The sequence below is a fragment of the Streptomyces silvae genome (assembly GCF_016745505.1).
Classification (GTDB): Bacteria; Actinomycetota; Actinomycetes; order Streptomycetales; family Streptomycetaceae; genus Streptomyces; species Streptomyces silvae.
The window spans coordinates 1-20,747 of the sequence record NZ_JAERUC010000181.1; the positions used below are offsets into that span (position 1 = coordinate 1).

The following is a 20,747-nucleotide window of genomic DNA, read 5'->3' on the forward strand; positions in this document are numbered from 1 at the left end:
AACCACCCTGCTGCGCAGGGTGGTTGCGCTCCCGCTCCGCGGGAGCGCTGGTGGGCCGCTGCGCGGCCCACTCACCCCCGGTGCTGCGCACCGGGGGTGACGCTCCGTCCGCTGCGCTCCCGGAGCTGCGGGGCTTTGCCCCGAGCCTCGGGTTTCCGCTGCGCTCCATCCCGAGGCCGGCGAGTCCGCTGCGCTCCCTCGCCTCAACGGTCCTTCCGGCTGCGCCTCCAGAACCTTCGGGCCCGCTGACGCGGGCCTGGCTGGCTGTGAGGGTGGGGGTTGCTCGTTGGTGTGGGTTTCGATGCAGTGGGTGCGTTGAAGTGATGCACCATGTAGCGTTGGAGAAAATATCAGACACCTCTACCTTGATGTATCGACTAGGAGGCGCATGGCCTTGGATAGAGAAGAATCTGCTTCATTCTGTCACCCTGCGTGGGACGTGCTCGTCCCGGCGCGCGCCGCCTATCTGGCATCTGTTTCACCTCACTATGACGAGGTCTTATGGGATGTTGCGCAGCGCGTCGAGCGGGCTGGCAGTCTCGGTAAGACAGACATCGCGGCCCTGGTCGTATGGAAACGGCTCTCCGCGCGGACGCCTTGGGTGACGGCTCTCATGTCTCTGCCCGACAGCCAGGTACGAGCCATCACCGAGCAGGCCGTCGCGTCGGTCCAAGACCTCGGTCTCTCTCGCGGCAAGGCGGCTCAGGCGGGACGCGGCGTCATCTCGGAACTGCCTGGGTTCGTCAAGGGTGACGCTCTCGCGTCGGCCATCCTGACCTCGGCAGCTCCCACCCGGATGGCCGTCTACGACCAGCATGTCCAGCGCGCCGTTAACTTCCTCGGGCTCACACTCACGGCCCGCTCGGGCCGCTATGGCCGCTACATGGACATCCTCGACACTCTCCTCAAACACAGCGGAGGGCGAGCAGACGGTTGGACCGCGCGCGATGTCGACACTGCCTTGTATTGGGCTGGGAAGAATTCTAAGTAGAACTCATAAATACAGAGTGCACTTTTTGGGAAATAGAAGGAGAGTTTCGGAAGTGCAGAGAATTACTCTAAAGGAACATCAGATCGACCAACTGTCGGCGTTCCGGAAGTGGGTGGGATTCCCTGCAAGATCACCTGTGCCCCCGCAGGGCGCCCGGGGCATGATCGTGTCAGCGACCGGCTCGGGCAAGACGATCACGGCCGCCGCGTGCGCGCTGGAGAGCTTCGCGGACGGCCGGATCCTCGTGACCGTCCCGACCCTGGACCTGCTCGCCCAGACCGCCCAGGCGTGGCGCCTGGTGGGCCACCGGGCCCCGATGGTCGCGGTGTGCTCGCTGGAGAACGACGCGGTCCTGAACGAGCTGGGCGTGCGCACCACCACGAACCCGATCCAGCTGGCCCTGTGGGCCGGGACCGGGCCGGTCATCGTGTTCGCCACGTACGCCTCTCTCGTGGACCGCGAGGACATCGATGCATCCGAGGGCCGGCGGAAGGTTCGTGGGCCGCTGGAGGCCGCTCTGGCGGGCGGAGAGCGGCTGTACGGGCAGCGCATGGACGGCTTCGACCTCGCGATCGTGGATGAGGCCCATGGCACCGCTGGTGATCTTGGCCGTCCATGGGCGGCGATCCACGACAACGCCCGTATCCCGGCGGACTTCCGGCTCTACCTCACCGCGACCCCGCGCATCCTCGCCGCGGCCAGCCCGCAGAGGGGCGCCGGCGGCCAGGAGGCGGAGATCGCGAGCATGGCCGACGATGTGGAGGGCACGTACGGGGCGTGGCTCGCGGAGCTCGGTCTGAGCGAGGCGATCGAGCGGGAGATCCTCGCCGGGTTCGAGATCGACATCCTGGAGATCCGCGATCCCTCGCCAGTCCTCGGGGAGTCGGAGGAGGCGCAGCGGGGCCGGCGGCTGGCACTTCTGCAGACCGCACTTTTGGAGCACGCGGCGGCGTGCAACCTGCGTACGGTCATGACGTTCCACCAGAAGGTCGAAGAGGCCCGAGCGTTCGCGGAGAAGCTGCCCGAGACGGCGGCCGAGCTGTACATGAACGACGCCTCGGATGAGGACCTGGCCGCTGCGGAGAAGCTGCCGAAGTCGTCGATCGATGCGGAGTTCTACGAGCTGGAGGTCGGCCGTCACGTACCGCCGGACCGGGTGTGGTCGGCGTGGCTGTGCGGTGACCACCTCGTGTCCGAGCGGCGCGAGGTGCTGCGGCAGTTCGCCAACGGGATCGACGCGGCCGGGCGGCGGGTGCACCGTGCGTTCCTCGCCAGCGTTCGCGTGCTCGGGGAAGGTGTGGACATCACCGGCGAGCGGGGAGTCGAGGCCGTCTGTTTCGCCGACACCCGCGGCTCCCAGGTCGAGATCGTGCAGAACATCGGCCGCGCCCTCCGGCTCAACAAGGACGGCTCCACCAAGGTCGCCCGCATCATCGTGCCGGTGTTCCTGCAGCCCGGTGAAGACCCGACCAACATGGTCGCCAGCGCCAGCTTCCGCCCCCTTGTAGCAGTCCTCCAGGGCCTCCGCTCGCACGATGAACGTCTGGTCGAGCAGCTCGCCTCCCGTGCGCTCACCAGCGGCAAGCGCAAGGTCCATGTCCGGCGTGACAAGGACGGGCGGATCGTCGGGGCCGGCGGCGCGGGCGACGGCGAGGACCAGGAGGACGACTACACCCAGGCCGCCGCCGAAGCCGCCCTGCTCCACTTCTCCAGCCCACGCGACGCCGCGACCATCGCGGCCTTCCTCCGCACCCGCGTCTACCGGCCCGAGTCCCTGGTCTGGCTGGAGGGCTACCAGGCCCTCATCCGCTGGCGGAAGGAGAACGAGATCACCGGCGTCCACGCCGTGCCCTACGACGTCGAGGTCCAGGTAGGGGTGACGAAGGATTTTCCGCTTGGCAGGTGGGTGCATCAGCAGCGCAAGGCCCTGCGGGCAGGTGAACTGGAGGGACGGCGCAAGACCCTGCTCGACTTGCCGGAGGCTGGGATGGTGTGGGAGCCGGGCGAGGAAGCCTGGGAGACCAAGCTCGCCGCGCTCCGCTCCTACCGCCGGGCCACCGGGCACCTCGCTCCCCGTCAGGACGCGGTGTGGGGCGAGAGCGAGGCGATGGTGCCGGTCGGCCAGCACATGGCGAACCTGCGCCGGAAGGGCGGTCTCGGGAAGGACGCGGACCGGGCGGCGAAGCGCGCGCAGCAGCTGACCGCGATCGACCCGGACTGGGACTGCCCGTGGCCGCTGAACTGGCAGCGCCACTACCGCGTCCTCGCCGACCTCGTCGACGCCGACGGCCACCTTCCCTACATCGCGGGCGGCGTGGTCTACGACGGTGACGACATCGGCACCTGGCGGTGGCGGCAGCAGGAACCGGGCATCTGGGCGCAGCTCCTGCCCGAGCAGCGCGAGCGGCTGACCGCGCTGGGCATCAATGCCCCTGTGGCCCCGTCTCCTGCCCCGGCGGCGGCGCCCGCGACGAAGGGGCCGGGCAAGGCGCAGCAGGCGTTCCAGCGGGGTTTGGCGGCCCTTGCGCAGTGGGTGGAGCGGGAAGGTGCGGGCCGGGCGGTGCCGCGAGGTCACGGGGAGCCGATCGCGGTCGACGGGGAGGCGGAGCCGGTGATCGTGAAGCTGGGTGTGTGGGTCTCGAACACCAAGTCGAGGCGCGACAAGCTCACGGCGGAGCAGTTGGACGCGCTGCGGAAGCTGGGCGTGGACTGGGCGTGACACCGCCGCCGCCCGGCCATTGAGCCGGACCACAGGAGACCCCGGAGCCACGCTGGCCCGGGGTCTCCTGCGCGTGGCTCACCTTCAGGACCTCGCCGCCCGCCAACTCGCCGTCCTCCTGGACGTCGCTCTCAACGGGTCGGTCCGTGTACCGGTCCCTGATGAGGAGTAGGGGAAGCCGAAGCAGTCGTCGGCATCGGGTCTGAATGCGATGTACCGCTTTCATGACAGTGAGCCACCTGGGGATACACCGCTCCATGTCAGCGGTATGCCCCCCATGTACCACCCCATGTCAGTGGTCCAGATCCCCAATCTCGCCACGACCAGCAGCAACCCCCTCCACCTGACGTGCCATCACTGACACCCTTCCACTGACATGAAACCGGCACATCGCACCCAGGCGTCAGACGGGGTTGGAGGAAACGCCCTCGGCGAAGACGGACAAGGCGACCTGGTATGTCTCGAAGGCGCGGGCCGCCCCTGCGTAGACGGCGAGGTGGATGAAGAGGTCGACGATCTCGTCCTGAGTGACGCCGTTGTTGAGCGCGATGCGCAGCTGCCCGCGCAGCGGTTCGAACGCGCCCAGCGTCGCGGCGATGGCGACGGAGACCAGGGACCGGTCGTGTGTCGACAGTGCGGTACGGGTCCATGAGTCCCCGAACGTGTGCACCGTCGCGATCTTGCGGAAGTCGGCTCCGGAGGCCGGTTCGCCGGGGGCCATGGGGAGTTCCAGGCGCTGTCCCAGGAGTTCACTCGCGGTGTCCAGCGCCTGCTCGTAGTCGTCGTCGGTACTCATCTCTGCTCCTTGTGCCGGTCGGTCGTGAGCTGTTCGTCGCACCGAACTGGTTTCCACGCCGGCACCGGGTGCAATCGGCCTGCTCGGTCGGGTGAACCGTCCGGGCTACAGGGCGTGGATCGAATGTCCCGTCGGGACTGCGATGGCGGGGCTCCTCCCATGGTCTTCGAGCGGTTTCCCGAGTGGTGGGCGGATCGGGGGCGATGCGGGACGGGCCGCTCGTTCTCCGTCAGTCTGTCCCGCTGGTGTGTGACTACCGGGTGCGGGTGATCGACTTGTGCTCGACGTAGCCGGTCAGGCCGGCCTTGCCGTACTCCCGGCCGAGGCCGCTGGCCTTGTAGCCGCCGAAGGGGCCGTCGAAGCTGATCGGCGAGCCGTTCAGGGTCACGGTGCCGGTGCGCAGTCGGCGGGCGGTGGCCAGGGCGCGGTCGGGATCAGAGGTCCAGATGCCGCCGGACAGGCCGTACTGGGAGTCGTTGGCGATGCGGACGGCGTCGTCATCGTCGTCGTAGGCGATGACGACCAGAACCGGGCCGAAGATCTCCTCCTGCGCGATGCGCATGCTGTTGTCGACGTCGGCGAACACGGTGGGCGTGACGTAGTTGCCCTTCTCCAGGCCTTCGGGGACGTGCGGGCCGCCGGTCACCAGGCGTGCGCCGTCCTCGATACCGATGTTGATGTAGTCGATGACGCGCTGCTGCTGGTCGCGGCGGATCATCGGGCCGATGAAGGTGTCCGGGGCGGAGGGGTCGCCGACCTTCAGTGACTCGACCATCTCCTTCACCGCGGCCACGACCTCCTCGTAACGGCTGCGGGGGGCCAGGATGCGGGTCTGCAGGATGCACGCCTCGCCGTTGTTGCCCAGGGAGCCGAACCGCAGACCCTGTGTCGCGGCCGCAAGGTCCGCGTCGTCCAGGATGAGCGCGGCGGACTTGCCGCCGAGCTCCAGGCCCACCCGCTTCAGCTGCTCGCCGGCGATGGAGGCGATACGGCGCCCGGCCCGCGTCGAACCGGTGAAGGAGATCTTGTCCACCCCGGCGTGCGAGACGAGGTACTCGCTGGTCTGACGGTCGGCCGGGAGGACGCTGAGCACGCCCTCGGGCAGGCCTGCCTCGTGCCAGAGGTCGGCCAGCAGGGCCATGCTCAGCGAGTTCTCCGGGGAGACCTTCAGCACGACGGTGTTACCGGCCAGCAGGGCCGGGACCAGCTTGGCGGTGGCGGCGGAGAACGGCGAGTTCCAGGGTATGACGGCGGCGACCACACCGATCGCCTCGCGGCGCACGATGGTGTCGAAGGCCACCGACGGGTCGGACGGTGCGAGGACCTCTTCCCAGCCGAACTCCTCGGCCGCTTTGAGGTAGGCGTTGACCTGGCGGGTCAGGAAGGGCTGGCCGACCTTGGTGAACCAGCCGGCGGATCCGTTCTCCGCGGAGATCGCCTCGGCGATCTCGTCGGCGCGGGCGGTACGCAGCGCGTCGTAACGGCGTACGACTTCCTGGCGTTCGGCCGGCGTGGTGTGCGGCCACGGACCGTGGTCGAAGGCGGCGCGGGCCGCGACGACGGCCTTGTCGACGTCTGCCGGCGCGGCCTGCGCCACGCGTCCGATCACCGACTGGTCGTGCGGGGAGAGGATGTCGAGCGTCAACTCCGGGGCGCTGGGGGCGACCGCGGAGTCGGCGAAATCGCCGAGTCCGTCGCGGTCGGTGGACACGCTGAGCTCATGCCACTCCGCGTCCTCCGCAGCGCGTGCCCGGGCGATCTGCGGGGCGAGCCAGGCCGCGTCGGAGCCCAGAAGAAGCCTCGTCGGCGGGGTCGGCTCCTCGGTGAGCCGCAGGATCACGGCGGCCATCTTGGCCGGGTCGCCACGCTGCACGTCGGGGTTGTCGCTGTAGGCGCGGACGAAGGCGCCGACCGTTTCCTCGTACTCGTCGTGGATGTCCGGCACCGGCAGCGGTGCGGCCGCCCAGGGGGTGCGGATGCCGCCCGGCTCCACCAGCGTGACGCGGATCCCGATGGGACCGACCTCACGCGCCAGGATCTCGGTGAACCCGCCCAGCGCCCACTTCGACGACTGGTAGGCACCCAGACCGGGCTGGTTGCGCCTGCCTCCGATGGTGGAGAGGTTGATGATGCTGCCGGAACGACGCGGGCGCATCACCGGAAGCACGGCGCGCACCGTGTTGACCGCACCGAAGAAATTGACGTTCACATCGCGGTGGAACTCGTCCTCGGGCATGTCCTCGATCGAGCCGACACCTCGGACGCCGGCGCTGTTCACGAGCACGTCGACGGCTCCGAACTCGGCGACCGCATGGGCGACCGCGTCACGCGCGGAGGCCGGGTCGGTCACGTCCAGGGCGCGTACGCGCAGTCGGTCACGGTGCTCGTGGGGTACGGGCACCGTGTCGGGTGCCAGGTCGGCCGCCATCACGTTGTGGCCGGCGGCGAGCGCCGCCGCGACGACACGGCCGCCCAGGCCTCCGGCGGCACCGGCTATCAGAAAGGTCTTGGTCATTGCTTCTCACCCCTACTGGGGAATCGGTGGGCCGAGCCGGCGGGGCGGGCGGGGAGGCGGAACGGAGCGGTCGGTCGCCGCGGGGGGTCCGGGTATCCGGTTGCTTCGACCGGCCCGCCGCCGCCCCGCACGGTGCCGTCAGGCAGTGGGGTAGTCCGTGGAGCGGCTGACCTCGGCCCACTTGTTGGCCTCGGCCAGACGGCCTTCCTCCGAGCTGATCGCGATCCCCAGGGCGTCACTGCCGAGCAACAGCCGGCGCGGGGGTTCCTCGGCATCCACGGCGCCGATGATCGCGCGGGCCATGCGGTCAGGGTCACCGGGCTCATTGCCGGCGTAGTCCGCGAACCGGGCCAGCCACAGGCCCACGGTCTCCTCGTAGTCCGGGGTTACGGGGCCGGAAGGCTCCGCGGCACCGGCGGCCCAGCCGGTACGGATGCCGCCCGGCTCGACGATGGTGACCTTGACACCGAACGGTGCCACCTCGTTGGCCAGTGCCTCGGAGAACCCCTCGACTGCGAACTTCGCGGTCTGGTAGGCGCTCAGGCCCGGCGTTCCACCCACACGTCCGCCGATCGAGGAGACCTGCACGATGTGCCCGGACCGCTGGCGGCGCATGACGGGAAGGACCGCCCGGGTCATGTTGACCACGCCGTACAGGTTGGTGTCGACCTGCGTGCGGAACTCGTCCTCGGGGAAGTCCTCGATCGAGCCGCTGGTGGCGTAGCCGGCGTTGTTGACGACGGCGTCAACCGATCCGAACCGCTCCACCGCCGCGGCCACCACGTCCCGGGACTGGGAAGGGGAGGTGACGTCGAGCGCCACCGTTTCCAACTGGTCCGGGTGCTCCGCCTTCAGGGAAGCCAGCGCCTCCAACCTCCGGGACGTCACCACAACATTGTCGCCGCCCTCCAGGGCCGCGAGTACCAGGGCCCTGCCCAGGCCCTGCGATCCACCCGTGATCAGCCAAGTCCGTGCCACGATGCGCGCCTCGATTCCTCACCTGTTCACCGCCCCGAACAGGGCAGCAACTCCACTGTAGACAAAATTGCCTTAATTGCAACATCGATGATGCAGTAATGATTAGTGTTACGTCTCACAATGGGATATTTGCCGCCTAAGTGAAGCCGGCGAGTAGGATAGCGGGATGCTGAGAGCCGATGCCGCGCGAAATCTGACTGCCGTCCTCCATGCCGGTGCCCGGCTCCTGGCAGAGGACCCGGGCACCTCCATGGCGGCCATCGCCAGCGCCGCCGGGGTGGACCGGACCACCGTCCATCGCCGCTTCGCGAACCGCGAGGCCCTGCTCAGTGCCGTTTTCCAGGCCAAGCTCGACTCCGCCGAACGCGTTCTCGACCAGGCCCGCCTGGTCGAGGCCCCCCTGCCGGTCGCCCTCCACCGCTACCTGGAGGGAATCATCCCCGTCAGTCGCGAATGGCCGGTCGACACGCGCCTCATGATGCAGCAGGACCCCGCCGCCCGTGTCCGCCGGCAAGAGCAGAGTGCGCGCCTCGACGCCTTCATCCGCCGCGCGTTGGACGAGGGCTACCTGCGCGCCGACGTCGACGCGGCCTGGGCGCGGACGATCCTGGACGAACTCGTCGACACCGTCGCCCACCGGTTCCCCGACCTGGAACCTCCCCGGGCCGCCGATCTTGTCGCCGCGACCCTCCTGAACGGCCTCGGCGCGGCCTGACACCATCGCCCGACCCGGCCCCGCACCGGACCTCCGGACGGCGACTTCACACCCGCCGCGTCCAGCCCGGCCCACGCAGGGGCCTTCACCCTTGGGTTTCGGACACACGAGACACAGGATCCCGAGGATCCGAGGACGGACACCTCGTGGTCATGAAGAACCGTCCGCCCGCGGTTCAAGGCGGACGCGGTCGCGCTGTCCGAGTCGCGGCCCGAGGCGACGATCCGGCGGGCGTCGAGGTCGTGCGCCGGCACGGGTCGGCCGCCTATGCCGAGGTGATCCGCCGGACTGTGCCCGACGCGGTGCAGGCCAGCCACCGCTGACGCACGAGGCGTTCTCCTGCGAAGCCGAGCGGTGGCCGGTCTCGGAAGTGTTCGACGTCCATCGGATCCGCCGATCGTCGAACACTTCCCACCCTAGGACCCGGCCTCGGTCCGGATCGCCGCGGCGATGGGGGAATCCGGGTCCAGTCCCACGTAGAAGGCGAAGATCGAGAGCGCCATCAGCTTCTCGTCGTCACCGAGCCCCCGCTGCAGGAAGGCGACGTGGTGGTGCACGTCATCGTCGATGGCGGCGAGGCGCTCCGCGCCGGCCTGCGTGGCCGCGACGATGATGGCGCGGCGGTCGCTCTCCGACGAGTGGCGCTGGACCAGCCCCATCTCCTCCAGCCGGCGGACCATGCGGGAGGCGAAGGCGGCGGCGCCGTCCAGCCGGGCGGCGAGCCGGCACAACGCTGCTCTCTCGCGGGCAACCCGCACCTGGACCCGGACCTGGTCGGACTTCTTGCCCAGGACCCTCACGAGAACGTCCGTTTCGTGGTGGCCACACGCGCCGACATCACCGAGGAGCAGCGGGCGGGCATCTCCATCGACTTCGATCCGAGCGGGCACTACTACCCGCTGGACTGGGTCATGGCACTGCACGAGGATCCCGGCGCCATGCGCCGTCTGGCCGCCTCCTGTCACCCTCTGGTCCGCAGGTGCGTTGCCCGGGCCCGGCACCTGCCTGCGGACGTCGTCGAACGCCTCGCCCGCGACGACGACCGCGTCGTCCAGCTCTTCCTCGCAGAATCCTGCGACGACGCGCCCGCTGACATGCTCCTGCGGGTGTGGCAGTGGTGGACCGGCAGCCTCACCACCCCCGACCGCCTTCACGGCCACCCCAACTTCCCCCGCCGCGACCTGCTGCGCTACGTCAACGACCCGAACGTCAGAATGCGTCGGCTGGCCTTGGACGACCCGGAATCCAGCCCGGAGCTGGTGGAGACGTTCAGCCGGGACAGCAACGAGGAAGTGCGGTACCGGGCCGCGTCCGACCCACGCCTTTCGCCCGCATCGGCGGTCCGGCTGCTCGACGACCCGCACGAACGTGTCCGCTACACGGCCGCCCTGCATCCAAGGCTGCCCGCCCGGGTGCTGATCCGGTTGCTGCGGGACGCCGACACCGCACAAACCGCGGCCCGACACCCCGCCCTGCCGGTCCGTGTCATGGAACAGATGCTCCAGCGGATCCAGCCTCCGGTCCCGGTCACACCAGGACCGTAAGAAGCCGTCATGCCTCCGGCGCATCGCGGCGGACCTGCAACGCGTCTCACCAGTGGCGGAAGTGGTGTGGCCTCGCCCGGCACGACGTCCCTCTCCCGCTCCACCTGGCAGTCCCGGCCCCCGTAGGATCACACGGCCTGGATGTGTGCGGCATCCATTCGGTCCAGGCCTCCATCCGGCGTGACTCTTGCGCCTCGTGCCTGGTGGGACTCGCGGTACCGAAGGACAGCACCCGGGGCGCCGGCGAGGTCCGTCCTGACGCGCCCCGCCAGCTTGTCGCCGGTGCTCCCCAAGGGGCTCGTAGCCTGCGTCATCCGGCGCTGTCCCGAGAATGCAGAAACTGGCAGGCAGGGGCAAGCGATGCGGGAGAACTGACGCTACGGACCGTGGGGTGCCGGCCCTGCTGGCTGGTCGCTCGGGAAGGCGAACGTGGGACAGATCGGGCAGGGACTGGAGCGCGCGTTGCGCACCCGGCCCATTCCCTCAAGCACCGAGGCCCGCCTACGTTTTCTGCTGGCGACGCACGGGGGTTCCACCCGGAAGGTGGCCACGGTGTTGGGGGTCTCGCAGCGCACGGTGCAGCGGTGGGTGACAAAGAGATCCGAGGCACGTCGTCCGCCGGGTCCGCTGCAGGTCCGGGCGATCGAGGAAGCGGTTCTGGCTCGGTGGCAGCCCCGGGTACGGGCCCGTCGGCGTGCCCAGGCAGAGGCGGAGGGCTTCGTCTTCCATACCCGTGCGCGATTCGGGTTCGCGGCTCCTGCGGGGTCCTCGGACGATCCGCGGGTGCGGTGGATCACCCAGGACCTGCCGGGAGAGGTAGCCCGGGAGCTGTTCGCCGCTCGGGATGCCGGTGCGGGTGAGCAGCAGCAGACGGTAATCCTGGCCCGCGCCCTGGGGCACACCTACTTTCGCGAATGGGGCCGCCGCGCCCACGGTCTACACATCGCGTTCAGCGACATCGAGTTCGCCGACTTCTCAATCGGATGAGTCTGCCCCTTTCGAGCGACTCTGTCAGGGGGTTCAGCGTCGCGAGGGCCTGGCGTGCCCGGCCGGCGTCGCGTCGTACCTCTCGGCTTCCTGCCGCTCACGCCAGTCCCACTCCACACGGCCGACCGGGCCTTGGCGGCGGGCTGCGGGCGGCTGGGGCGGGCGCAGCTTGGCCGTCTCCGCCACGCGCAGCAGGTGCGCACGGTCACCTGGCGCGGCGAGCAGTTCCTGGTCCTCGCCGGAGCCGAGCCGGGTGAAGCAGACCGCCGCTCGCAGGAAGACGCCCGCCCAGGGTGGTACGGGGTAGGCGGCGCAGCCGTCGGTGTAGCGGGCGCGGTCGTGCAGGGCGAGCGTGGCCGCGGCGGTGTCGTAGTCGCGGGGGCGGGCGGTGGCGAGTTGCTGGAGGGAGGCGCCGGTGATCAGTGCGGCGGCGAGGGCCGCGGCCAGGCGAGGGTGTGCGGTCGCCGTGTGCAGCCGGTGGGCGACTCGCTGGGCGGTGGGCGCGGTGAGAGGCACGGGTGGTGGGCGGTGCCGCCAGGCGATCGGCGGTGGTGTGCACGGGGCGGTGCAGGGGCGGGGGCTGTCGTAGGAGACGAGGCGGTCCAGTGCGGGCAGGGTGAGCCACCTGCGGGCCGGCCCGGCGGGTTTGTCTGCGGGCGGGGGTTCGGTGATAGGCGTGCCGTAGTAGTGGCGGCGGGCTGCCTCGAAGTCGGTGGTGACGGAGTAGTCGGCCGTCCGCAGGGCCTGGTGCAGGGCGGCGGGAAGGTGAGGGCGGTGGCAGACCAGGGTCAGGTGGATACCAGTGAGGGCCTGCAGCCGCAGGAGGCGCATCGCGCGGCGGGCGGTGAGGCGGTGGGCTCGCAGGACGGTCAGCCGGGTCACGGGCAGGGCGGTCATCCAGGCCGTGGCGGCTTCCCAGGCGGGCTGACGGCCGCCGGGAAAGCGGCCCGGGAGCAGGGGCGGTTTGCCCAGGGCGACGAGAAGATCGTGGGCGAGGCCGGTCTCGCTGGTGGTGCCCGGGCCGGGGTGCAGGGTGATCCGGCCAGCCGGCAGGTGGTGGGCGGCCAGGGCCGTATGCGTGTACAGCGCGTCGTCGTGGCGGTCGAGAACCACGGTGACGGGCGGCAGCGGCGGGGCGAGAGGCACGGGCGGTGGGGTGTCAGGCGAGGCGGCTGAAGGCCCAACGCAGCAGCTCCTGGTCCACGCGCGGGCGGCCGGTGCGTGCCAGGGCAGTGCGGGCGTGGGCGGTCAGCTGGGCCCAGGCCCGGAAGTTGCCGTGCGCGGCATGCTGGTCGGCGAAGGCGATGTCGTCGGGGTCGGCGTGGTCCCAGATCGGGTGGAACAGGGGGATGACGTCGAGGACCTCGCTGGGGGTGAGGCGGGTGAAGTGCTGCCAGATGAAGATGCGGGAGGACAGCATGGGTTCGCGGCGCAACACGGTGTGGCAGCCCGCCCCACCGACGAAGATGATCGCAAGCTGGGTGGAGGGCTCATCCCACAGATAGCGGAAGTACTCGAACGCCTCACCGTTGAGCCACTGGGCCTCATCGACAAGGAAGGTGCGGGGGCGTTCGGCCAGAGCCGTCTTCAGCAGACGGTCGAACTCGCTCGGGTGGCGGGGTGGCTCGCCGGCCAGGTCGAGGGCGGTGAACAGCTCGTAGCGCACCGCGCGGGCGGTGGGCCGGGCCCGGAAAGTGATCTTGCGGACGTCCTCGTCGGCGGGTTCGAGTGCGCGCAGGCAGGTGTTAACGGCGAGGGTCTTGCCGAAACCGGCGCCGCCGTGGATGCACATCATCGCGCGAGCAGCGACGGTGTCGGCGATGTTCTCCCGGGCGGTGAGCAGGGCGCGGGTGGTGACCACGGAGGCGTCGGGCAGGTCGACGTACTGGTAGGTGGCCGCGGTCATCAGGCGTCTCCGTATTCGTCGGTGGTGGAGGGTACGGCCTGTCCGGCCGGGCCGTCGGGGACTGCAGGGGCGGAGTCACGGCCTGGTGGGAGCGGGGCGGGGCGGGCCGGCGTGGTCAGAGAGGCCAGAGAGGGCGGGGTGCGCCAGTCGGCCGGGGGTGCGGCGTGCGGGATGACGTCCGGCAGCGCGAGTTGCGCGAGGTCGGATTCAGCGGTCTGAGCGAGTTCGGCCTCGGCCTGCGCGGTGGTCAGCGCGCCGAGCCGCCGAGGGGGCTCGGCCTGGGTAGCGGCGGCATAGCGCTCGCGCCGCGAGGCCTCCAGGTCCTTCTTCAGGCGGCGCGCACGGGCGGCCCGCGTTTTCCGTACGGCACTGACCTGTTCCTCGGTGGCCTGATCGGCCAGGTCCGCGGGACCGAGGTAGCGACCAGTGGCGGCGTGGTAGACCTCGATGCGGTGGTCGTGGTGGGGCATGAAACGGATACGGACCTGGATCCCGGCGTGGCCGGTCATCCACGGACCCACGTAGTCGCGTTTCCTGTAGCGGATGCCGCGGGTGGTCAGCGTGCGGGTGCCGGCGTCTTCCAGGGTGAACGTCCACAGATCCGCGGCCGGCACGTCCCGCAGCGGGGTGGGATCGTCCTGCCACGCCTGAAGCGGAGTCCTGCCCCGTAAGGGCGCGGGGTGATGTTCGGTGTTCCACCACCGTGTCCAGTCCAGCAGTCGGGCGGTGAAGTCCTCGAAGCTGAGCAGTACCTCGTCCTTCGGGCGGGAAGGGCGTTTGCCGGGGCGCGGCTGGCGGGCGTAGCCGGGCAGCGCGGCCAGGAACATGCTCTCCACCGCCCGGTTCAGGCCCTCGACCGTGCCCTTGAGGTGCGGGGTGTAGGCGGGCAGGTCCTCCACAGTGACGTCGAGGAGATCGAACGCTGCGGTCACCGTCCGGGACAGGAAATCCTTGCCTCGGTCGACGCGTACCTTCTCGGGCAGGCCGCCGAACGGGCCGTAGGGGTCCTCGCGCAGGACCGCGGAGCGCAGCGCGGCCAGCACCGACTCCCGCGAGGGATGCACCGGGGTGACGGCGAAGCCGGTGATCGCGTTGGTGGCGCAGTCGGTGAACCAGGTGATCCACGGTCTGCGGGCGGTGCCGTCGACGTCGACCAGCACCGGGGCTTGCATGTGGTCGGTCTCCCATGCCTGGTTGCGCCAGCCCCGCGGCCGGGCCAGGAACACATCGTGCTTGCGCGCCGCCCGCTCCCCTCCCGCGAGGCCGGCCCGCTCCCCCGGCGTCAGATCACGACGGATCGCCCGGTGCAGCGTCGGGATCGACGGAGGAGACTCGCCCTCGCCCCTGGCCGCGCGAGCAGTCAGCTCACGATGCACCGCCGCGACGTTGCCCTTCCACAGCCCCAACAGCGCCCGGACCTCATCAGTAACCGTGAACCGCCCGGGATACGCGGCCCGCTCCCCCGGTGCCCGGGCCGCAGCCTCGTCCCGCTCGGCGGCCGCCAGCCACCGCCACACCGCACGCTCACGCACTCCCAGCACGTCTGCCGCCGACCTCACCTGCCCAGTGGTGAGCTTCCCCTCCCGCCGCAGGGCCAGCAGACGGCGCACCGCCGGCCCCCGCAACGCCCGAACCGACACAGCCGGCAAAGCCCCGCTCGAATCACCACCCGCCCCTTCCGGGGCCGGACCCTGCTCTCCCTGATCCACGCCCCCGAGCACACCAACACCCATCGGCCAGCGGATCAGAACTCACGAAACTGAGACAGCGTCACCCCTCATGCAATAACGCCCCAGGACAGCAATACCCCGCGGTTCTCTCACGCCCAGGACAGTGGCCCCACGCCTCGGAACCGCCACCGAGCAGCAACAACACACCCAGACCCCACTGTCTCCCACCTCACCGTCCCAAAACCGAGAGATCCCACCGGCCGGTGCCAAGGGGGCACAGCGAAGAGATCGCGGTCGACAGCGAGACGGAGCCGGTGACCGTCAAGCTGGGCGTATGGATTTCGAACACCAAATCGAGAAGGGACCGGCTCACGGCGGAGCAGCTGGACGCGCTACGGGGACTGGGCGTGCATTGGGCGTAGCGGAGCACGCGCGTGGGGTTGGGTGAGACGGAGGATGGTGCTGCGCCGGACACTCCAGGATGGGCCAACTGGGGTTGGGGATAGAAGCGCCATACGCCCTTGGCAGGGGTTGTGGGCTCGCAAAGGGGCATCGGCGCGGAAGTTGGAGCGGTCGCGCAGTGAGCTTCCGCCAACCTGAACCGCTGGTCGAAGGGCTGGTGTGACGGTCTTTCGGGGTGCTCACGCTGGTCGAGGGCAACAGTCTGCGCAATAGGTCATCTGGCAGAGTGGTCGGCTCTCTGGTTCCTGCCTGCTGTTGCCGGAAGACCTTCTCCGATTTGGTCTGCTCGGGAGCCAGTCGGCAGTCCTGCTGTAGCAGACAGCCGGCCTACCGCGCGATCGATCGGGGCTGGTGTTCGCCTGGACCGTGGGCGACCTAGTTTGGCCAGGGGACACCTACGAGGGCGACGGGGCAGGGCGAGTGGCGTAGTGCGGCGTGGTGGGTGGGTCTGAGTTCGCGGTGGACGATGCCGTGGCGGTGTCGGACTCCGAGAACGAGGAGGTCGGCGTGTTGCGCGGCCTGGAGCAGGGCATGGTGTGCGGGGCCGTCGACGACGGGGCCTTGACCCCTGATGTTGGACACACGAGACACTGGATCCTGCGGATCTGAGAACGGACATCTCGTGGTGATGAAGAACTACCCGCCGCAGTTCAAGGCGGACGCGGTCGCGCTGTACGAGTCGCGGCCCGAAGCGACGATCAGGTCGGTCGCCGCCGATCTGGGGATCAACCCGGAGACGTTGCGGAACTGGGTTCGGGCAGCCGGAGTAAGCCGTCCTCGGGGACGGCGGACGCAGGAACCCTCTCAGCCGCCGGCCCCGCTGGAAGCGGAGAACGCCGCTTTGCGGAAGAAGGTCCGTGAGCTGGAGGAGGAACGCGAGATCCTGCGCAAAGCGGCGAAGTATTTCGCCGGGGAGACGCGCTGGTGAACCGCTTTCAGTGTGTCGCCGACCTCCAGCGCCGTCACGGCGTGAAGCAGCTGTGCAGCATCCTCGGAGTCAGCCGCTCGAGCTTCTACTACTGGCAACGGACGGCCGCCGACCGGGCCGCCAGGCGGGCGGCTGATGCCCGCCTGGCGGCCCGGATACGGGCGGTGCATCAGGAATCGGACGGCACTTACGGCGCCCCCAGGATCACTGCCGAGCTTCGCGAGGAGAACGGTGAGGCGGTCAACCGCAAGCGGGTCGCCAGGATCATGAGGGCGTCCGGGATCGAAGGAGTCCGCCTTCGCCGCCGGCACCGCACCACCGTCCCAGATCAGGCTGCGGCCAAGGCCCCGGACCTGATCGGCCGCGACTTCACAGCGGACAGGCCGAACACGAAGTACGTGGGCGACATCACCTACCTGCCCATCGAGGGCGGGAAGTTCTGCTACCTGGCGACCGTCATCGATCTCGCATCACGCCGTCTGGCCGGCTGGGCGATCGCCGACCACATGCGCGCGGACCTCGTCACCGACGCCCTGGCCGCGGCGATCCGCACCCGCGGCAGCCTCGCCGGATCGATCATGCACACCGACCACGGAGCCCAGTACACGAGCAGAGCATTCGCCGAAGCATGCAGGTCAGCAGGGGTTTGGCAAAGCATGAGCGCGGTCGGTTCCAGCGCGGACAACGCACTCGCCGAATCCTTCAACGCGACCTTCAAACGCGAGACCTTGCAGGGACGAAAGAGCTGGCCAGACGAGCGTGAGGCGCGACTCGACGCCTTCAGATGGCTCCACCGCTACAACACCCGACGCCGACACTCCCGCCTCGGACAACGATCACCGATCGCCTTCGAGAACGCCTTCCACCTCACACCAACTACGCTGGCACAAGCCGCACAAGCCGCACAAGCCGCATAAGCCGTGTTCAGGATTCGGGGTCAAGGCCCAAGCACTATCGGTACTCCACCAACCACCAGGTCGTCATCGACGCTGACACTCGCCACGTCGTCGTGGTGGGCCGCCCAGCACCCGGCAACCGCAATGACTGCAAGGCATGGGAGGAGTCAGGAGCCAAGGCTGCCGTCGGCACGACCACCACCATCGCCGACAGCGGCTATCCGGGCACCGGACTCGTCATGCCTCACCGGCGCCGCAAAGCCGAGGAGCTGCCCGGTTGAAAGCAGGCCCACAACAAATCCCACAAGCAGGTTCGCGCCCGCGTCGAGCACGCCTTCGCCCGCATGAAGAACTGGAAGACCCTCCGCGACTGCCGCCTCAAAGGCGATGGTGTCCACCGCACCATGCTCGACATCGCCCGGCTGCACAACTTCAACCTCGCCGGCTAGATAAGCGGCCGGATTGATCGCCTCCCACGTTCCCGTCCGTCAGAGATCATTTACGGGACGGCCCTTAGGCGAGCAATTCTCGCTCAGCGACACGGTCCGCGACGGGCAGTGGTACCCAGTCGGTCCACAGTGAAGGCGACGAACGTCTTGGCGCTCTCCAACCGGTCGACGTCCTGCGCGGCCTGTTTGGCGATCATGTGCAGGTCGACCGTGAGAGTGTGCACGCGGCGCCCCCAGGAAGCTTCCTCACCGGGCGGTCAGGGGCCGGCGGCCTGGGCAGCGGCGATCACGAGGCTGTAGTTCACTCCCCCATCATCTCATCGCGCGCGGCGTCGGCATCCTGGTCGAGTCCAGTCGGCCATGTCCCCCAGCGGCCTCCCGGACATGGCTGCGAGCACGATGAACACGCTGCCGGACGGGTCGTGCGAGCTGTGCGTCAAAAGACTGCCCGGGGGCGGTCGAGGCCCGTGCGTAGCGGACTACCTCTCCGGCGCCATGCCCTCCGTGACGCTCAGCTCCTGGGTTCCTACGACGGACAGCAGCTCCAATTGCTCGGCTCCCGGGCTTCCGGGCGGAGCGGTGAACCACAGCAGGCGTTGGCGTCCGTCCTCGCTGAGGAGGTTGTAGCAATCGAGTTCGATGACGCCGAGCATGGGGTGGACGATCCTCTTGTGGTCCATGCGGCGCACCGCTACGTCGTGGGTGTCCCAGAGGTCTGCGAACTCCTGGCTGCGGCGGCGCAGTACGGCGACCATCTTCGTGGCCTCCGTGTCCCGGCCACGCCGGGCGGCCGCTGCCTGGAGGTCGGCCACGAACACCCGGGAGTGCTGCGGGTGGTCCTCGGGCGGGTAGATCTCGCGCGCCTGCGGGTCGGTGAACCAGCGGTACACGAAGCTCGCCGCCGGGCCGCGGTGTGCCGGGGACTTGCCGAGCAGGGTCAGGGCCAGGGCGTTCTCCACCAGGGTTTCGTGCAAGTCGGTGATGACGCGCGCGGGAGTGTTGGACAGCCGGTCCAGGAGTCCGAGGAGCGCGGGCTGCACGTGTGCCGATGGTCCGTGTACGGACGGAGGGATCGGCCGTTCGGCCAGGTAGAACAGGTGGTCGCGCTCGTCGCCGTTCAAGCGCAGGGCTCGGGCGAGGGCGGCCAGGGTCTGGGCCGAGGGCTGCACCTTGTTCTTCGTGCTGCCGCGTTCCAGCTCGGTGTAGTAGTCGGCTGACAGTCCTGCCAGTTGGGCGACTTCCTCGCGGCGCAGCCCGGGGACGCGTCGGCGCGGGCCTTGGGGGAGACCGACCTCGACGGGACGGATGCGGTCGCGGCGAGTCCTGAGGAAGGCGCCGAGCTCTGGAAGGTTCACCCCACCATGGTCGCTCGTACGCCGCAGCGCAGCCAGGGGGTGGCATCCCCTGGGTAGACGCAGCCCTGGCTGGGGACGGGGGGCTGGCCGATCGTGGAGGACGCAGCAGGGCAACGGCAAGGCCGCGGCCCCACCCCATTCACCACAGGAGTCAGCTATGCCCACCCCCACCGCCCTCGACGGGACTGCTGCCTCGGCCCAGCCCTCCGCCTCACCCCGTGTCGCGATCGTCACCGGCGGCTCGCGTGGCATCGGCCGCCGGACCGTCGGCCGGCTGGCCGCCGACGGGTACGCCGTCGTGGTCGGTTACACCAGCAACCGGGACGAGGCCGAGGCAGCCGTGAAGGAGGCTGTCACCGGTGGTGGCCGGGCCATCGCGGTACGCGCCGACGTCGCCGACGAACACGCGGTCGCGGCCCTGTTCGACACGGCCGAGGCAGAGTTCGGCGGGGTCGACGTCGTCGTGCACGCGGCCGGGCGGATGCACCTGGCACCGATCGCGGAGCTGGACCTGGCCGTCCTGGATGAGCTGCACCGCACCAACATCCGCGGCACGTTCGTCGTCGTCCAGCAGGCCGCCCGTCGGGTGCGCCCCGGCGGCGCGATCGTGACGTTCTCCACGTCCGTGGTGGGACTTGCCTTCCCGGGTTACGGCGCGTACGCCGCCGGCAAGGGCGCGGTCGAGGCGCTGACGCTGATCCTGGCCCGGGAGCTGCGGGGCCGGGGCATCACCGCAAACGCGGTCGCGCCCGGCCCCACGGCGACCGACCTGTTCCTGGACGGCAAGGACGAGGAGACCATCGCCCGCCTGGCCGCCCAGCCTCCGCTGGAGCGCCTCGGTACTCCGGCCGACATCGCCGAGGTCGTGGCGTTCCTGGCCGCACCGGCCGGCCACTGGATCAACGGACAGGTCGTCCGCGCCAACGGCGGAATCATCTGAAACCGCCCGCTGCCACTCCATCGATCGACGAAAGGCCCTGTCGTGACAGACGGCCACAGCGGGAAGGTCACGCTGGTCACCGGAGCCGTCGCGCGCCTGGTCGTGAGGAGCAAGGCACCCGGCCCCCGCGCACCCACATAGACCCCAGCCGGGACGGCAGCGAAGTCGTCTCCGCGGTCGCAGACCGCCTCCGCGCCGACTTCTTCCGCCGCGTCGGGCTGGACGGCCTGCTCACGGCAGGAAGCTCCCTGTAGCACCCCACTGAGAAGAGGAACGACCAGCCATGCCTTTCGCGAACTTCAAGGTCCCCGAGAAGACCCTCACCCCGAAGCAGAAGGAGATGATCGTCACCCGCACCACCGAGCTGTACGTCGAGATCTACGGCGAGCGCGCCCGCAACAACACCATGGTGCTGGTCGAAGAGGTCGCCGACGGCGGCTGGGGCATCTCCGGCAACGTGCTGACCCTCGCCCTGCTCGGCCAGGCGGCGCCGAGCGACGCCAGCGACGCCTGACCGCGCCCACCGGCCGTCATTCGGCCAGGACGGCACCTTGAAACCGAGGGCCGCCGGGTCGAGCGTCCGGCCAGAACAGCGCGGTCAGGCCACCCCGGTCCTCGTCGCTCAGATTCTTCGCCCAGGTCTGCCTGGGTGCCGTCGCCTCGGTCAGGGAAGCCGCGTCGGTCACGGTGGCTGACCAGCGAGCCCACCCGAGCGTGCTGTCCCCGTGGCCGGTGTCCACCGTATGGCGCGGGGACAGCACGGGGGCCCGGTCCCGTCGCCGCGACGGCCCCCCTGGGATGGTCAACCGACAGACGTCTCTTCGACCGACAGGAATCCGGCCGGGGAGAGCCGCGCCAGGAGGGCACCTTCTCGTTTCTGCGCCTCCCCTGGGAGC

The 20,747-nt window shown here is 69.7% G+C and carries 17 protein-coding genes and 3 pseudogenes; 10 read left to right on the forward strand and 10 right to left on the reverse strand.

Annotation, left to right across the window (positions count from 1 at the left end; all coding sequences use genetic code 11):
- The first annotated feature begins 388 nt into the window (after positions 1 to 388).
- Positions 389 to 991 carry a hypothetical protein gene (locus JKV81_RS28645; protein ID WP_202078508.1) on the forward strand — a complete coding sequence of 201 codons (603 nt, stop codon included), beginning with the start codon at positions 389 to 391 and terminating at the stop codon, positions 989 to 991.
- A gap of 52 nt (positions 992 to 1,043) precedes the next feature.
- Positions 1,044 to 3,710, forward strand: a complete 2,667-nt coding sequence (locus JKV81_RS28650; protein WP_307820615.1) for a DEAD/DEAH box helicase — start codon at positions 1,044 to 1,046, stop codon at positions 3,708 to 3,710.
- Positions 3,711 to 4,113: 403 nt separating this feature from the next.
- Here the strand turns inward: JKV81_RS28650 and JKV81_RS28655 are convergent, their stop codons facing one another.
- From JKV81_RS28655 to JKV81_RS28665, 4 genes and pseudogenes are all read right to left on the reverse strand, one after another.
- On the reverse strand, positions 4,114 to 4,506 hold the full coding sequence (locus tag JKV81_RS28655) for a carboxymuconolactone decarboxylase family protein (protein WP_121710229.1): 393 nt from the start codon (positions 4,504 to 4,506) through the stop codon (positions 4,114 to 4,116).
- Positions 4,507 to 4,759: 253 nt separating this feature from the next.
- Positions 4,760 to 6,217, reverse strand: a complete 1,458-nt coding sequence (locus JKV81_RS28660) for an aldehyde dehydrogenase (protein WP_202078522.1) — start codon at positions 6,215 to 6,217, stop codon at positions 4,760 to 4,762.
- Positions 6,218 to 6,436: 219 nt separating this feature from the next.
- A pseudogene (locus JKV81_RS36405) lies at positions 6,437 to 7,021 on the reverse strand (SDR family NAD(P)-dependent oxidoreductase); the annotation flags it as partial.
- 138 nt (positions 7,022 to 7,159) lie between these two features.
- Positions 7,160 to 7,999 (reverse strand): oxidoreductase, encoded by an 840-nt coding sequence (locus tag JKV81_RS28665; RefSeq protein ID WP_202078512.1) that lies wholly within the window; start codon positions 7,997 to 7,999, stop codon positions 7,160 to 7,162.
- Between the two features lie 166 nt (positions 8,000 to 8,165).
- On the opposite strand from JKV81_RS28665, the gene JKV81_RS28670 reads away from it, so the two are divergent.
- Positions 8,166 to 8,714, forward strand: coding sequence for a TetR/AcrR family transcriptional regulator (locus JKV81_RS28670; protein WP_129260432.1), 549 nt, complete (start codon positions 8,166 to 8,168; stop codon positions 8,712 to 8,714).
- Between the two features lie 416 nt (positions 8,715 to 9,130).
- Here the strand turns inward: JKV81_RS28670 and JKV81_RS28675 are convergent, their stop codons facing one another.
- Positions 9,131 to 9,514: a MarR family winged helix-turn-helix transcriptional regulator gene (locus JKV81_RS28675; RefSeq protein WP_164992647.1), complete on the reverse strand. Its 384-nt coding sequence runs from the start codon at positions 9,512 to 9,514 to the stop codon at positions 9,131 to 9,133.
- Positions 9,515 to 9,529: 15 nt separating this feature from the next.
- On the opposite strand from JKV81_RS28675, the gene JKV81_RS28680 reads away from it, so the two are divergent.
- Both JKV81_RS28680 and tpg read left to right on the forward strand, forming a co-directional pair.
- Complete coding sequence (locus JKV81_RS28680; protein ID WP_202078514.1) at positions 9,530 to 10,258, forward strand: HEAT repeat domain-containing protein; 729 nt, start codon at positions 9,530 to 9,532, stop codon at positions 10,256 to 10,258.
- Positions 10,259 to 10,687: 429 nt separating this feature from the next.
- Positions 10,688 to 11,245, forward strand: a complete 558-nt coding sequence (gene tpg, locus JKV81_RS28685; RefSeq protein ID WP_129260213.1) for a telomere-protecting terminal protein Tpg — start codon at positions 10,688 to 10,690, stop codon at positions 11,243 to 11,245.
- A 33-nt stretch (positions 11,246 to 11,278) separates the two neighbouring features.
- On the opposite strand, the gene JKV81_RS36595 is transcribed toward tpg, so the two are convergent.
- Genes JKV81_RS36595 through JKV81_RS28700 form a run of 3 tightly spaced genes read right to left on the reverse strand, consistent with a single transcriptional unit; the run spans position 11,279 to position 14,761 of the window.
- Positions 11,279 to 12,391 (reverse strand): hypothetical protein, encoded by a 1,113-nt coding sequence (locus tag JKV81_RS36595; protein ID WP_307820616.1) that lies wholly within the window; start codon positions 12,389 to 12,391, stop codon positions 11,279 to 11,281.
- Positions 12,392 to 12,404: 13 nt separating this feature from the next.
- A complete protein-coding gene (locus tag JKV81_RS28695) occupies positions 12,405 to 13,151 on the reverse strand; it encodes an AAA family ATPase (protein ID WP_202078516.1) in 747 nt (248 codons plus the stop codon).
- Positions 13,151 to 14,761 (reverse strand): TnsB C-terminal domain-containing protein, encoded by a 1,611-nt coding sequence (locus JKV81_RS28700; protein WP_241748357.1) that lies wholly within the window; start codon positions 14,759 to 14,761, stop codon positions 13,151 to 13,153. Before JKV81_RS28700 ends, JKV81_RS28695 begins: the two co-directional genes overlap by 1 nt.
- A gap of 305 nt (positions 14,762 to 15,066) precedes the next feature.
- Here JKV81_RS28700 and JKV81_RS36930 point away from each other — a divergent pair.
- Positions 15,067 to 15,243 (forward strand): annotated as a pseudogene (locus JKV81_RS36930) (Helicase associated domain protein); the annotation flags it as partial.
- 415 nt (positions 15,244 to 15,658) lie between these two features.
- On the opposite strand, the gene JKV81_RS36420 reads toward JKV81_RS36930, so the two are convergent.
- Positions 15,659 to 15,874: a universal stress protein gene (locus JKV81_RS36420; RefSeq protein ID WP_307820617.1), complete on the reverse strand. Its 216-nt coding sequence runs from the start codon at positions 15,872 to 15,874 to the stop codon at positions 15,659 to 15,661.
- A 31-nt stretch (positions 15,875 to 15,905) separates the two neighbouring features.
- On the opposite strand from JKV81_RS36420, the gene JKV81_RS28710 reads away from it, so the two are divergent.
- A protein-coding gene (locus tag JKV81_RS28710; protein ID WP_241748356.1) for an IS3 family transposase occupies positions 15,906 to 17,128 on the forward strand; the annotation gives its coding sequence in 2 pieces (ribosomal slippage) (positions 15,906 to 16,197 and positions 16,197 to 17,128; 1,224 coding nt in all).
- Positions 17,129 to 17,151: 23 nt separating this feature from the next.
- A pseudogene (locus tag JKV81_RS28715) lies at positions 17,152 to 17,556 on the forward strand (transposase family protein); the annotation flags it as partial.
- 479 nt (positions 17,557 to 18,035) lie between these two features.
- Here JKV81_RS28715 and JKV81_RS28720 read toward each other — a convergent pair.
- Entirely contained in the window at positions 18,036 to 18,911 is an 876-nt protein-coding gene (locus JKV81_RS28720; RefSeq protein ID WP_202078518.1) for a helix-turn-helix transcriptional regulator, read from the reverse strand.
- A 157-nt stretch (positions 18,912 to 19,068) separates the two neighbouring features.
- Here JKV81_RS28720 and JKV81_RS28725 point away from each other — a divergent pair, with 157 nt between their 5' ends.
- Positions 19,069 to 19,851 (forward strand): SDR family oxidoreductase, encoded by a 783-nt coding sequence (locus JKV81_RS28725; protein ID WP_129260207.1) that lies wholly within the window; start codon positions 19,069 to 19,071, stop codon positions 19,849 to 19,851.
- Positions 19,852 to 20,134: 283 nt separating this feature from the next.
- The gene (locus tag JKV81_RS28730) at positions 20,135 to 20,365 is read left to right on the forward strand and encodes a tautomerase family protein (RefSeq protein ID WP_202078520.1); all 231 of its coding nucleotides are present in this window, start codon (positions 20,135 to 20,137) and stop codon (positions 20,363 to 20,365) included.
- The last annotated feature ends 382 nt before the right edge of the window (positions 20,366 to 20,747 follow it).